Annotated in this window: 10 protein-coding genes; 8 read left to right on the top strand and 2 right to left on the bottom strand. The window is 65.0% G+C overall.

What is annotated here, in order from left to right; all coding sequences use genetic code 11:
- Positions 1-142 precede the first annotated feature (142 nt).
- Both MJ601_RS13235 and MJ601_RS13230 read left to right on the top strand, forming a co-directional pair.
- Complete coding sequence (locus MJ601_RS13235; protein WP_242127159.1) at positions 143-1018, top strand: SDR family NAD(P)-dependent oxidoreductase; 876 nt, start codon at positions 143-145, stop codon at positions 1016-1018.
- Positions 1015-2016 carry a hypothetical protein gene (locus MJ601_RS13230; protein ID WP_242127156.1) on the top strand — a complete coding sequence of 334 codons (1002 nt, stop codon included), beginning with the start codon at positions 1015-1017 and terminating at the stop codon, positions 2014-2016. Before MJ601_RS13235 ends, MJ601_RS13230 begins: the two co-directional genes overlap by 4 nt.
- Positions 2017-2150: 134 nt before the next feature.
- Here the strand turns inward: MJ601_RS13230 and MJ601_RS13225 are convergent, their stop codons facing one another.
- Positions 2151-3323, bottom strand: coding sequence for a thiolase family protein (locus tag MJ601_RS13225; protein WP_242127154.1), 1173 nt, complete (start codon positions 3321-3323; stop codon positions 2151-2153).
- Between the two features lie 337 nt (positions 3324-3660).
- On the opposite strand from MJ601_RS13225, the gene MJ601_RS13220 reads away from it, so the two are divergent.
- The 4 genes from MJ601_RS13220 to MJ601_RS13205 all read left to right on the top strand — a co-directional run bounded on the left by MJ601_RS13220 (position 3661) and on the right by MJ601_RS13205 (position 7496).
- On the top strand, positions 3661-4812 hold the full coding sequence (locus tag MJ601_RS13220) for an acyl-CoA dehydrogenase family protein (protein WP_242127151.1): 1152 nt from the start codon (positions 3661-3663) through the stop codon (positions 4810-4812).
- A 4-nt stretch (positions 4813-4816) separates the two neighbouring features.
- Positions 4817-5701 carry an acyl-CoA dehydrogenase family protein gene (locus MJ601_RS13215; protein WP_242127149.1) on the top strand — a complete coding sequence of 295 codons (885 nt, stop codon included), beginning with the start codon at positions 4817-4819 and terminating at the stop codon, positions 5699-5701.
- A gap of 18 nt (positions 5702-5719) precedes the next feature.
- A complete protein-coding gene (locus MJ601_RS13210) occupies positions 5720-6499 on the top strand; it encodes an enoyl-CoA hydratase/isomerase family protein (RefSeq protein ID WP_242127147.1) in 780 nt (259 codons plus the stop codon).
- A 133-nt stretch (positions 6500-6632) separates the two neighbouring features.
- A complete protein-coding gene (locus MJ601_RS13205) occupies positions 6633-7496 on the top strand; it encodes an SDR family oxidoreductase (protein WP_242127145.1) in 864 nt (287 codons plus the stop codon).
- A 31-nt stretch (positions 7497-7527) separates the two neighbouring features.
- Here MJ601_RS13205 and MJ601_RS13200 read toward each other — a convergent pair whose 3' ends face one another.
- On the bottom strand, positions 7528-8760 hold the full coding sequence (locus tag MJ601_RS13200) for a cytochrome P450 (protein ID WP_242127143.1): 1233 nt from the start codon (positions 8758-8760) through the stop codon (positions 7528-7530).
- 317 nt (positions 8761-9077) lie between these two features.
- On the opposite strand from MJ601_RS13200, the gene MJ601_RS13195 reads away from it, so the two are divergent.
- Together MJ601_RS13195 and MJ601_RS13190 are read left to right on the top strand one after the other, a co-directional pair.
- Positions 9078-11588, top strand: a complete 2511-nt coding sequence (locus tag MJ601_RS13195) for a TonB-dependent receptor (RefSeq protein WP_242127141.1) — start codon at positions 9078-9080, stop codon at positions 11586-11588.
- A 169-nt stretch (positions 11589-11757) separates the two neighbouring features.
- Positions 11758-14046: an acyl-CoA dehydrogenase family protein gene (locus MJ601_RS13190; protein WP_242127303.1), complete on the top strand. Its 2289-nt coding sequence runs from the start codon at positions 11758-11760 to the stop codon at positions 14044-14046.
- Positions 14047-14049 lie beyond the last annotated feature (3 nt).

Below are 14049 nucleotides of genomic sequence, written 5' to 3'. Positions count from 1 at the left end.
GCGGCGGTCTGTTCTATGCCGATCATCAAGGAAAAGCGGATCGGCGCGCGCCGAGCCCATGGAAGAGGATGGCGATGAAATCCGAGCGTTCCTGTACCCTGGCGTTTTCAATCGGGTGCAAGCGATTGGCAGGTTGCGCGTCATGAGCGGCGCCGTCGACATGCTGGGCCTTGGCGGCAAGGTGGCGCTGGTCGTCGGCGGGGGCCGGGGGCTGGGTGAGGCCAGTGCGCTGGCCCTGGCCGATGCGGGGTGTGATCTGGCGCTGGTCGACAGGGATGGCGCCGCTGCCGAGGCTGTCGCCGCCGTCGTGCGCGATCGCGGCCGGAGGGCCATAGGCATCGAGGCTGATGTTCTCGACAGCGGGGCCGTGACTGGCGTGATCGCCGCGGCGGAGGCGGCGCTTGGTCCGGTCGATATATTGGTGACGATCGTCGGCGCGTCGAAACTCTACAGTTTCCTTGAAATGAGCATGGACGATTGGGATCACGACCAGTCGATCAACCTGCGTTACTTCGTCGCCTATGCCCAGGCCGTCAGCAGATTGTGGGTCGCGCGCAAGCAGGGCGGCGCCATCATTGCCACCACGACCGGTGGCGCGCTGCGGTCCATGCCCTACCGGGCTGGCTATGGCGCGGCGAAGGCGGGGTTGATCCATCTGGTGAAGAGCGTCGCGGTCGAACTGGGCGATTTCGGCATTCGCGTGAATGCGGTCGCGCCGGGCGCGACCATGACCTCCGGCACGGTCGGATATATGGATGCCGAAGCCTTTCGGGCCGAAATCGAGAAGATACCGATGGGGCGGCTCGCCTCGCCGAAAGATGTGGCGATGGCGGTGACCTTCCTCGCTTCCGACATGGCGCGGCACATCACCGGATCGACCCTGGCGGTCGACGGCGGATCGACGGCCGCGCCGCTTTACGATCTTCGTTCATCGCGCAAGCGAACCCGCCGAAAACTGGGGGCGCTGCTCGATGTCGATCTCGAAAATATAACCGATACTCAGGAGATGTCAGGATGACCAGCAGTGCCTCGACCGTGACCGCCATGCGCACCGACAAGATCATGGCCAAGGTGGTGCGTGTCAACGATGTGTTCGACGATCCGGATGGATTGCTGAACTTCCTGTTCAACCGGGCGCCCTTCAACCTGATCTACGGCAAGGGCGGCTATGAGAAGGCGGGGGGTGCCGAGCCCTGGTTCCGCGAACATTGGATCACCGACGGGGTGGTGCAGGTTCCAGGCGCGGAGAATTATCTCCAGAACCGGAAGCTGATCGATGCCGCCAAGGAGGCGTTCGATGCCACGGTGATCCGCCCTTACGGCATGTTCTGGAACCTGTCCGGTCCGATGATCGCCGGGCGTCCCCATCTCGACACATCGCCCTATCGCGGGATCGACGATACCAAATGGCCCTTCTGGCTGCATGTGGTGATCCATAATTCGCAGCTCTTCATTCCCTGGGCGGTGCCGTCGACGACCGGGCTGATCCTGTTCTACCGTGGCAGCATTGGCGGTTTCGAATTCTGGCCCAATGGGCCGGAGGCTCCCTCCGAACAGGCGCTGCCGCCCTTCTGGAATTATGGCCTCGTCACCGACAATGAGTTCATGTTCCATCGGCCGATGGCGATCGGCAAGGCGGAGGACCATATCCTGCCCGGCACCTTCGGCGCCGAGGCGAAACTGCATCGGCATCCGGACGGCCGTCAGTGGCAGGTGATCGACGACACCGGCGTCCGCTTCGAATGGCAGCCCGAAACGGTGCGCGCCTCGCTCGTCTGGAAGGCCTTTACCTTCAAGGACCAGAAGGCGGCCGACATCTATGACGATCATAGCGACGACCTGAACTATGACATTGTGTGGCAGGTGTTCGGGGAAGATCTGAAAGCGCGCGGTTCAAGCCTCAGGATTCCGGCCGATCCGCTGAACGACCGGGAGTTCCGGGCGAAGCTGCTGGCGGAATATCCCAATCCGGGCCTTCGCTATTTCGAGGACGCCCGGCGCGGGCAGGCGGCCTGAACAGGAAAGGGCGCCCAGCATCATAGGATGCGGAGCGCCCTCATGCTCTGATCTAAAGCGCTTTCGAAACGGGCAACGCCTGAAAGCGTTCTCGATGCGCTGGCCTGTTTCGGCAGGCCAGCGCCTCCCCCCTGTCAGACTTCGATCAGCACGGCGCCGCCCTGGCCGCCGCCCGCGCACATCGCGGCGATGCCCAGCCCGCCGCCCCTGCGGCGCAGATCGTTGATGAGCGTCGCCAGCATGCGACCGCCCGAGGCCGAGATCGGATGGCCGATCGAGCAGCCGCTGCCCGAAATATTGACGATATCCTCGCTGATCTCCAGCTTCCGGCAGGCCGCCATCGGCACCGACGCGAAGGCTTCGTTGATTTCCCAGAGCGCGATGTCGGACGCCCTGCGGTTCGTGCGGGCGAGCAGCTTCTGGATCGCCTCGGTCGCAGCTAGGCCGGTATAGCGGGGATCGACGCCCTTCGCGGTCCAGCCGAGCACGCGCGCGATCGGCGACAGGCCATTCGCCTTCGCATAATCCTCGCTGGCGAGGGTCAGGGCCGATCCCGCGTCGTTGACGCCGCTGGAATTGCCCGCCGTGATGGAGAAGCCCTCGATTTCCGGATGGAGGACCTTCAGGCTGGCCAGCTTTTCCAGCGAACTGTCGCGGCGGGGATGTTCGTCCACCTCGAAGGTCACGCTGCTGCCGTCCATCTGCAGGGCCTGGACCGGCACGATCTCGTCCTTGAAACGGCCTTCGTCGATCGCGGCGACGGCGCGCTGGTGCGAACGGAGCGCCCAGCGGTCCATCTCCTCGCGCGTCAGGCCGACCGCCTGCGCCGTGTTCCAGCCGACGGTGATCGACATGTCCCGGTTGGGCGCTTCGGGCGTGTCGGGATGCGTCGGCGGCATCCAGAAATCCTCATATTCCTCGGTGCCCGGAATGCGCCAGCGCATGGCCGGGTTGGTGGAGGCGGAGGTGACGCCGCCCGCCACGACCACCCGCTCCATGCCCGCCACGATTGATCCCGCCGCGATGCCGACCGACGACAGGCTGCCCGCGCAATGCCGGTTCACCGCCATGCCGCCTGCCTGGAGGATGCCCAGCTCGACCGCCGCATGCCGGGCCAGAGCGCCGCCGCCATACATGGATTCGGCGAGGATGACGTCGTCAATCTCCTCGGACGGGACATGCGCCCTTTCCACCGCCGCCTTGACGACGGTCGCGGCCAGTATTTCGGCGCGTGTATTGGCAAGGGTTCCTTTTCTCGCCGTGCCTACCGCCGTTCTGACGGCGCTGATGATCACCGCATTTGTCATATTACCCGATCCGCTCCTGAAAAGTCATGCTGTCGCCGCAGAGTAGCCGGGCGGTGGCGGGCAGATCAATCTCCATGATCGATCCGGCGAACTGATTCCGGTTGTCGGAAGGGTTGCCGGTCGGTGCCGAAGCGGGATTTGTCCTTGCGATCACTGGACTGGGGCTGGGCCGGGATTTGCGGGCGCCGGGACTTTTATGTCATTTCGTCAGTAATCGCCTGGCAATAACATCAATTTCCGGCCTTCGCGCTCTGGTCAGCCGGCCGCCCGGGATGCAACAAGATTCGCAAACAGATGCTGGCCGTGCCCCGTGGGTCCGGCGATGAGGATGTCAGAGATGCGATTCCAGTTTTCCGACGAAGACCAGCGATTCCGGGAGGAATGTCGCGACTGGCTCGAGGACAATATCCCCAGGGAAAAGCGTCCGCTCAATGCGGTGGATGCCGTCGATTTCGACCGGGCGTGGCAGCGCCGGCTGTTCGATGCCGGATGGGCCGGGATCAACTGGCCGTCCGAATATGGCGGGCGCGGCCTGCCGATCGTTCGGCAGGTCATCTGGCTGGAGGAATATGCCCGCGCCCATGCGCCCTGGATCGGTTCCAATTTCGTCGGCATCAACCATGGCGGACCCACGCTGATCCTGAATGCCAGCGAGGAGCAGAAGGCCTGGCATCTGCCGCGCATCCTGAAGGGCGAGTCGATCTGGTGCCAGGGCTTTTCCGAGCCGGGCGCGGGGTCCGATCTGGCGGGCATCAAGACCAAGGCGCGGATCGAGGGCGACGAGCTGGTCGTCAATGGCTCCAAGATCTGGACCAGCTATGCCCAGGTCGCCGACTGGCAGGAACTGGTCCTGCGCACCGAGGAAGGGTCGCAGCGGCACAAGGGGTTGAGCTGGGTCATCTGCGACATGCGCTCGCCCGGCATCACCGTCCGGCCGATCCAGAAGATTTCCGGCCAGACCGAATTCGCGCAGGTCTTCTACGACGACGTGCGCATTCCGCTGGCCAATGTCGTTGGCGGCCTCGGCAATGGCTGGAAGGTGGCGATGTCGACGCTCAGCTTCGAGCGCGGCACCGGCTTCATCGGCGAGCAGGTGAAACTGTCGCAGGATATCGAGGAACTGCTGGACAGCGCCCGCGCGAGCGGCCGCCTGGGCGAGGCCGACATTGCCGAGCAGATCGCGCAGCTGCGGGCGGAAGTGTTCGCCCTGCGCGCCATGACCTACCGCAACATTTCCGAAGTGGCGCGGACCGGCCAGCCGGGGCCGGAGGCGTCGGTCATCCGGCTGTTCTCGTCGGACCTGCGCCAGCGCATCGAGCGTCTCGCCATCGCGCTTGCCGGAGAGACGGTGCTCGATTTCCGTTATGGCGACGACGATTTCATCACCGACTATCTGCTGGGCTTCGCCGTGACCATTGCGGGCGGCTCCGCCCAGATCCAGCGCGACATCATCGGCGAGCGCCTGCTCGGCCTGCCCAAATCGAGATAAGCCCATGGACCTGACCCCGAACGAAGATCAACTGGCGCTGCAGGGCGCGACCGCCGACTGGTGCAGCGACAATATGCCGCTGGAGCAGTGCCGGGCGCGGCCCGCAGGGACATGGCGGCAGATGGGCGAGATGGGCTGGCTGGACATGACCGGCCCGGCCATGGGGCTGGATCATGGCACGGAGGCACTGATCTTCGCCGAGCTGGGACGGTTCCTGGCACCGGTGGCGGCGCTGTCGACGGCCGTGTACCGGCGCTGGACCGGGACGGAGGGCAAGGCCGCGCTGGCGATCGCCTCGCTCCAGGCGGTGCGCGTTGCCGATCCCGATGGGGCGTCGGTGGCGCTGGGCGTGGCGGACGGGCGCGCGCTGCTGTACGGCCTGCCGGATGCGCTGGACGCGGCGCCCGGCCTCGACCTGTCCAGCCCGCTCGCGCTGCTGCCCGGCGCGGCCGCGCCGCAACCGGTGCAGGACGGCCGCGCGGCGGCCCATCTGCGCCTGCTGGCGGCCGCCTATGCGGTGGGTTGCGCCGATGCCGCGCGCGACATGGGCGCCGCCTATGCCTGCACCCGCGAGCAGTTCGACCGGCCGATCGGCTGGTTCCAGTCGATCAAGCATATCTGCGCGGACATGGCGGTGCGCGCATCGGTGGCGCGTTCGCAACTTTATTATGCGGCCAGCGCCCTGGATGCGGACGACGCCAGCGCGGACATGCACATCGCGGCGGCGAAGCGGCTGGCGGATCAGGCGGCGCTGGAGAACAGCCGCGCCAATATCCAGATCCATGGCGGCATCGGCATGACGGACGAGGCCTATCCCCATCTATGCCTCAAGCGCGCGCATCTGCTAGGCTTCGTCGCCAAGGCGGGGAGAGAAGCCCTGCTGCAATAAGAACAGGAGAAGGACGATATGGCCGAACTCATTCAATATGCGGTGCGGGAGGGGGTCGGCATCCTCACGCTGAACCGGCCGGACAAGCTGAACGCCATCAATGACGAGATGCACGAGCAACTGCATCACCAGTTCGACCGGGCGCTGGACGATCCCGACAGCCGCGCGATCCTGATCCGGGCGGAAGGGCGCGCCTTCTGCACCGGGCGGGACACGACGATGCTGGGGCATCGTGCGAAGCAGGAAAGCGACTATCATTTCGTGCTGCGCCATCAGCAGCGCAACCTCCAGACCATCGACCATCCCAAGCCCGTCGTCGCGGCGATCAACGGCTATGCGATCGGCGGCGGGTTCGAACTGGCGCTGGCGGCCGATATCCGCGTCGCCGCCGACGATGCGCAGATGGCGATCCCGGAAATCCGATATGGCATCCTGCCCGATACCGGGGCCAGCCAGTTCCTGTCGATGCTGATCGGGCCTTCGCGCACCAAGCTGATGATGCTGACCGGCCGGATGGTGGATGCGGCGACCGCGGACCGATGGGGCATGGTGGATATCGTCGTGCCGCGCGACGCGCTGGACGAGGAAGCCTTTGCCGTCGCCCGCGACATCGCGTCCCGGCCGCCGATCGCGCTGGCGATGGGCAAGCAGCTTGCCAACCACCTCTGGAACGGACGGGTGCGCGAGGGGATCGGCATGGAGTTGCTGACCCAGACCGCGCTCTTCTGGTCGGAGGATTATCAGGAAGCCCGCGCCGCGCTGCGCGAGAAGCGCAAGCCCGATTATAAGGGGCGCTAGGGACGCGTTCGCCCTCCGCTTCCTTGCGTGCAATGATCGAGGAAAAGCGGGATGCCGGGCCGGACCCGGATGACGATGAGGAAACGGACACCGCCGCGAGATATGCGCTGCAGCCAAGAGAGGAAATGAGAGGATGGATTATAAAGGAACCCGCGATGCCCCTCCGGTGGGCACGCGCATGTTGCCGGAAGGCACATTTGCCGACGATGTGGTGATCGTCACCGGCGGCGGATCGGGGATCGGCAAGGGGATCGCGATCGAATTCGGCCGGTGCGGCGCGCGCGTCGTCATATTGGGGCGCGACGCGGAGCGGCGCCAGAGCGGCATCGATGCCGTGGTCGCCGCCGGCGGGCAGGCGATCGGCGTGGAATGCGACGTGCGCCATCCCGATCAGGTCAAGGCCGCCTTCGACGCGGCGGAGGCGGCGTTCGGGCCCGTCACCATCCTGGTCAACAATGCGGCGGGCAATTTCCCCGCGGCGGCGGAGGATATCAGCTTCAACGGGTTCCGCGCCATCACCGGCATCGTGCTCGACGGCACCTTCCTGATGTCCACCGAATTCGCGCGGCGCCGGATCGCCGACGGGCGGGGCGGGGCGATCCTGAACATCGGCGCGACCTATGCCTGGACGGGCGGCCCCGGCACCGCGCCTTCGGCCGCCGCCAAGGCCGCGATCACCAATCTGACGCAGAGCTTCGCGGTCGAATGGGGGCCGCACGACATTCGCGTCAACTGCATCGCGCCCGGCCTCTATCTGCATGACGATCGCAGGCCGCATGTCCGGCTGGCGGGGGATGAGGATGTCGAGGATCATCAGCCCGCGCTGCGCACCGGGCAGGTGCATGAGCTGGGTTGGGCGGCGACCTATCTCTGCTCCGATTATGCGGCCTTCTGCTCGGGCCACACCTTCGTGCTGGACGGGGCGAACTGGCTGAGGCGGACGCTGCGCATGCCGAAGTTCGAGCCGGTGCGGAACTGGCTGCCCGAAAGGAAATGAAGGGGTGGGGGGCGATGCCGCCCCCCATGCCCTAATCCCAGGCCAGTTCCAGATGGGAGATGCCGAAGACGCCGCTGCCATGGCGCTTGACGGTGCTGCCTTCCCTGATCCGCCATTGCGGGATGCGCGACAGCCAGAGTTCCAGCGCGACCGCCAGTTCGCGGCGGGCCAGATGCGACCCGATGCAGAAATGCGGCCCGAAGGCGAAGCCGAAATGGCGGATGCCCTTGCGCTGGAAATCGACCTCCATCGGATTGTCGAATTCGCGGGGATCGAGGCTGCCGAGCGCATGGGTGATGGACACCCAGTCGCCCTTCTTCATCGTCACGCCGCCCAGTTCGATATCCTGCGTGCATTGCCGGCTGGAGGTGACGACCGAAAAGCGCCGGATCAGTTCCTCGACCGCGTGCGGGATTTCGGAGGGATTTTCGCGCAGCCATTGCTGCTGTTCGGGATGGGTGGCGAGATATTCGAAGAACCAGCCGAGCGACGAGGCCACCGTGTCCAGCCCGCCGACGAAGAAGAGGTAGAGCGCGCCGATGATTTCATCGTCGGTCCATGGCCTGCCCTCGATCTTCGAGGTGACGACCAGCGAGGCGAGGTCGTCCCTGGGATTGGCGCGCCGTTCGGCGGCGAGCGTGTCGAGATAGAGGCGGATGGACTTCGCCGCCGCCACCCGCCGCGCCATGGTCGATCCGCGCAGCAGATCCTCTTCCCAGATCAGGAAGACCGGCATCCACTGTTCCGGCAGGCCCATGAGCTGCATGAAGATGGAGATCGGGAAGGGCGTGCCGAAGGCCGACATGAATTCGCAGCCATCCTTGTCCGCCACATCGTCGATCAGGGCGTTGGCGCGCTGGATGACCCCCTCCAGCATCCGCGCCACCACGCGGGGATAGAGGATGGGATTGAGGATCTGCCGGAACGCCGTGTGCAGCGGCGGATCGATCTCCAGCGGCAGCATGTCCCAATTTTCGCCGATCAGTTGCGAAAAGCCCGATTGCCCCTTGGAGGAGAAGATTTGCGGGTTCGACATGACGAAGCGGATGTCCTGCGCCCGCGTGACGATCCAGGTGCCGTCGCGGGTGAGGCGCGCATCGGGCGCCCAGAAGACGTCGGGCCCCTCATGCGCCTTCGCCACGAAGGTGAAGGGGCATTCCTCCAGTTCCGGTCCGTAGATGTTGAAGGAACGGATCAGATGCGGGGGTACGTGGTCCGGCGCCGCCTGCGCCGGTCTGGTGCGTTCAGGTGCGGATGTCGCCATCTGCCTCGTCGTCCTCTCTTATAGGCTTATCGTCGGCGAGGATGGTTCATTATGGACCACCCTACAATCTCCCTTACTATCCCTTTGAGGGGGAATTCGCATCAATTTTTGAGAAACCGCATAATTGCCCCGCATGATTGCATGGCGATATTTGCACTCGTCAGTTAATATGATAGCGTTTCAACACAATAGGAAGGAGGTTGACCAGCGGAAAGCCCGTCCTCACCGAGAGCAAAGCTCCACCGGCCGGGCCAGTCAGGCATATCGAGTTGGTTCGTTTCAATAAAAGACTAAATTACTTTATAGGGGAGGAATGAATGTCTTTTGACAGAACCCGTTTCCTGTCGTCGTGCGCGGCGATCATGACCTGCCTTGCCACTCCGGCGCTGGCACAGTCAGAGGCTCCGCAGGAGAGCCAAGCCAATCAAGATTTCGGTTCGACCAGTGACATCATCGTCACCGCGCGCCGCGTGTCGGAAAGCCTGCAGAATGTGCCGGTGGCCATCACCGCCTTTTCCCAGGACATGCTGAACGAGCGGGCCGTCTCCAGCGCGTTCGACCTTTCCAAGTCGGTTCCCGGCCTTGTCACCAGCGCGGATTCCGGCAACGGCGCGCTACCATCCTTCGCCATTCGCGGCCGCGGCCAGTTCTTCGGCGCCGCGACGGGAAGCGTGGAGACCTATTTCGCGGACGTTCCGCTCAGCCCTCCGTTCCAGATGCCGACCCTGCCGCCCCAATATTTCGACCTGGCGTCGGTCCAGGTCCTGAAAGGACCGCAGGGCACGTTGTTCGGGCGCAATACGACCGGTGGTGCAGTCCTGTTCGTGCCCCAGACGCCCAGCGACAAGTTCGAGGGCTATGTTCGCGGGCAGCTCGGCACTTATGACAATGCCCAGCTGGAAGCAGCACTCAATCTTCCGCTTGGAGACATTGGTGCCTTGCGGCTTGCCGGATTTGCCTGGCATCGCAAGGGCTATGTGGAAACTGTTGCCGGACGCGTGGATTCGGCCGCTTCCTTTACCAACGGCGCGACCTTCAATTTCCTCACCGGGCAATTTTCCGGGCCCGGCACCGTCCTTCTCCCGCGAACGGACATCTATAATCAGGATGTGCTGGAATTTCGCGGCACGCTGCGGCTCAACCTGAGCGATTCGATCGAGAATACGACGATCCTCACCTGGCATGGCGACCGCAACAGGGCGAGCTCCCAGCTCCATCAATTGCGGACAGGGACGCAGCTCGCCGGAGCGATCGGCGCCTATTTCCCGACGCTGCTGCCCGACAATCCGCGCATTGCCGATGTCGATACGGACCTGACCCGTCCCCGTTCCAGCACCTGGGCGGCGATCAACACCACGACCTGGGAGGCGACGGACAATCTGCGCCTCAAGAATATCGTGAGCTATATCTCGGCCGAGGGCTATGGTAATAATCCGGCCGACGTCGACGGTTCGCCTTTCCCGGCAATCAACCTGGTTCGGCCGGGGCGGCCCCTGAAGAACCGCCAATTCTACGAAGAATTGCAGTTGCAGGGCAATGTCGGACCGGTCGAATATATTGTCGGCGGCAATATCGACAACACCCGCCAGCCCGGCGCCAACGACAAGATCAACGTCCCGACGCTGACCTTCGACACGGGCGGTTTCGACCATCAATATCGCCAGTCGCGCTACAGCAGCAAGTCGCTCTTCAGTTCCTTCACCTTCAAGGCGAACGATCAACTGTCCTTCACGGCCGCGGCGCGGCATACCTGGGACGATATCTCCGACCGTTCGGTCCTGGTGAACAATGCGCCCCGGTTCCTGGCGGTGGCGCCGCTCGATGCATCGGGCGAGAATTGCGTCGCATCACTGCTCCCGACGGGCGCCACCTGCCAGGTCCTGAACGGATCGCGCAAGTTCAAGGGCTGGAGCTATAATGGCGGCGTCGACTACAAGGTCACCGACGACGTTCTGCTCTATGGCGGCTATCGCCACGGGTACAAGCGCGGCGGCTTCAACGGCCGTGGCGGCACGCTGGCCGACTTCGGGCCGGAAAATGTCGATGACTTCTATGCCGGCATGAAGGCTGCCTTCCTGATCGGCGGACGGCGGTCTACCTTCAACATCGAAGGCTTCTGGGATAATTATAAGGGGGCGCAGCGGTCCTATCTCGACCTTTCGGGCGGGGCGCTGGTCACCACCATCCAGAATGCCGGAAAGACCCGCTATCGCGGCTTCGACACCGACATGGTGCTGAACCTGACCGACTGGTTCCGCCTGTCGGGCAACTATACCTTCGTCGACGCCAAATATCTGAAGTTCCAGGACGTGTCGGTCGCCGCCGCCAATGCGATCGCGCCCTTCATCCTGACGCCTTCGCAGCTTGCGGCCTATCGGGCGCTCAACCTGCAGGTGGACAATAATTACATGGCGGGGAATATTCCGGGCCAGAACAGCCGTCACAAGCTGAACATCCAGGGCCGTTTCCACCACACGCTGAATGACGGCGCGGAAATCGCCTTCATTCCGTCCATGACCTATCAGAGCAAATTCTATCTGAACGACTCCAGCTTCGTACTGCCGGCGATCGGTGCGGTGCTGTTCAACGGCGGCGTGCCGCTGAATTCGGTCGCGCAAGGGGCGAATATCGCGCCGGGCTACACGACCTTCGACATGCGGCTGGAGTTCAACAACATCGCCGACCGGTTCGACCTGTCGCTCAATGCCACCAACGTCACCAACAAACTCTATCGGGTCGGCGGCACGGGCATCTGGCAGTTCGGCGTCGACTCCGTGGCTTACGGCCCGCCGCGCATGTATTTCGTCGAAGCGCGCTATCGTTTCTGAGGCTTCGGGCTAGGGGGGGATGAGGGCTGCGGCTGTGCCGCAGCCCTTATTCCGTTCCGGAAGCCATTTTAAGGACGATCAGACATCAATCCTCTGCCGATTGCACTTTTGCAGCGCCGGGCCATCCGTGCGATCCGTCGCAGGGCAAGATAATATAAGCGTGCAGGTGATGATGTCGGTCTCGGTTCAGCAGGAAATTGTGGACACGCTGCGGCGGCTCGTGCCCGACAGGAGCGCCGCGCGCCGCGCGGCCGACGATGCCGTGCCGCTGCATCGCCCGCTCTGGACGCAACTGGCGGAGCTGGGACTGGTCGGCGTCAGCCTGCCCGAACGCTGGCAGGGGCTTGGCCTGGGGCTGGCCGAGGATTGCGCCATTGCCGAGACGCTGGGCGGAGCGGTCGCGCCCGTACCCGTCGTCAGCACCGCGCTGGCATCGCATATAGTGGCATCGGGCGAGGGGTCGGCCGCGGAGCGGGCGGCCGCGGATATCCTGTCCGGCAGCCGGATCGTCGGGGCGGGCCTTTCCACCCGGTCGGGGCTTCCCGCATTGCAGGTCGCGGACGGCAGGATCAGCGGCGAGGTGGGCGACCTGTTCGAAGGCGGGCTGCTGGATGCGGTGCTGCTGCATGGCGAAGGCCGCTGGTGGCTGGTCGACCTGGCCGGTCCCGGCGTCACGCGGACGGTGCAGCCGGGGCTGGACTTCACGCGTCCGCAGGCGCGCCTGACGCTTGAGTCCGCGCCTGCGCTGCCCGTTTCGCAGGCGCCCGCAGACGGGGTGGTGTCGCTCGCCTATGTGCTGATCGCCGCCGAGGCGCTGGGCGCCGCGCAGACGGCGCTCGACCTGACCTGCGACTATGCGCTGCAGCGGCACCAGTTCGGCCAGCCCATCGGCCGCTTCCAGGCGCTCAAGCAGAAGATGGCCGATTGCCTCCTCGCGCTGGAAGGGGCGCGCTCGGCGCTCTGGGGTGCGCTGCGATCGGTGAAGGACGGGCTGCCGGACGAGATCGCCGCGCGCCTCGCCAAGGCGGAGGCGGGCCGCGCCGCCCGTTTCGTCACGGCGGAAGCGGTGCAGATGCACGGCGCGATCGGCTGCACATGGGAGCATGATCTTCACCTGTTGATGCGGCGCGCCAAGCAGGTCGAAATCAGCCTGGGAACGCCCGACGCCCATGTCCGCCATCTGGGCGATCAGTTTCTGGCGGGACTGGCCGCGCCCAGGGCCGCGCAGGACCCCACGCAGGACCGGGCGGAGGAGAATGCCCCCGATCTGGGCTTCGTGCCGTCCGAGGAGGATGAGGCGTTCATCGCCGATTTCCGGCAGTGGCTGGACGCCCATGTCCCCGCCGAGCGGCTCGCGGAACTGCGCCGCAGCGGGATGGACGCGCGCCGCGCCTGGCAGGCGGAACTGGCCGAAGCGGGATGGACCGCGCTGCACTGGGCGAAATGGGCCGGGGGCAGGGAAGCGAGCTTCACCCAGCAGGTGCTCTATTATGCCGAGATGGCGCGGCGCGGCCTGCCGCCCCTGCCGGGCAATCGCGGCCTGATGCTGGTCGGCCCGACGCTGATCGCGCACGGATCGGAAGAGCAGCGCAAGCTGCTGGAGCCGACGCGCCGGTCGGACATATTGTGGGCCGGGGGATTTTCGGAACGGGGCGCGGGATCGGACCTGGCCTCGCTCGCCACGCGCGGCGTGATCGACGGCGATGAACTGGTCATCAACGGGCACAAGATCTGGACCAGCCAGGCGCAGATCGCCGACTGGATGTATGCGCTGATCCGCACCGATCCGTCGCGGCCCAAGCATGAGGGCATCAGCGTCGTGCTGATCCCGATGAACGCGCCGGGGGTGGAGGTTCGCCCGATCCGCCGCAACAATGGCGATTTCCATTTCAACGAGGTGTTCCTGGACGATGTGCGGGTTCCGCTGACCAATATCGTCGGACGGATGAACGACGGGTGGAACGTCAACCGCACCACCATGGTCGGCGAGCATCTGACCAATTTCCTGGGTTCGCAGGCGGCGCAGGCCGGGACCGTCGAACGGATCGCCCGGACGCTGCTGAAGCATGAGGGCCAATGGGGGCCGGACCCGGCGCTGCGCGACCGGCTGGCAAAGGCATGGGTGTCGACGCAGATCGTTCGCCTGCACGGCCTGCGCAACGTCGCCCGCTTTGCGAGCGGGGACAATCCGGGCGCGGAAACCTCCATCTCCAAGCTGGTCGGGCAGGAAACGGAGCGGGCCTTGTTCGAACTGATGATCGATGTCCAGGGCGCCGCCGGTCTGGTCGAAAGCAAGTGGACCAGGGCCTATCTCTCGACGCGGGCCTCCACCATCGGCGGGGGAACCAGCGAGATTCACCGCAACAAGCTGGCCGAACGGGTGCTGGGCATGCCCCGCGACCTGTGGGCGGACGATGACCGGGCCAGCGGCGCCGTGACGGCCGCCGCGGCGGAATAAGGG

It is taken from the genome of Sphingobium trunci, assembly GCF_022664535.1.
Lineage (GTDB): Bacteria > Pseudomonadota > Alphaproteobacteria > Sphingomonadales > Sphingomonadaceae > Sphingobium.
Note: the sequence above shows the minus strand (reverse complement) of the source record. Positions and strands in the feature narration are given on the sequence as shown.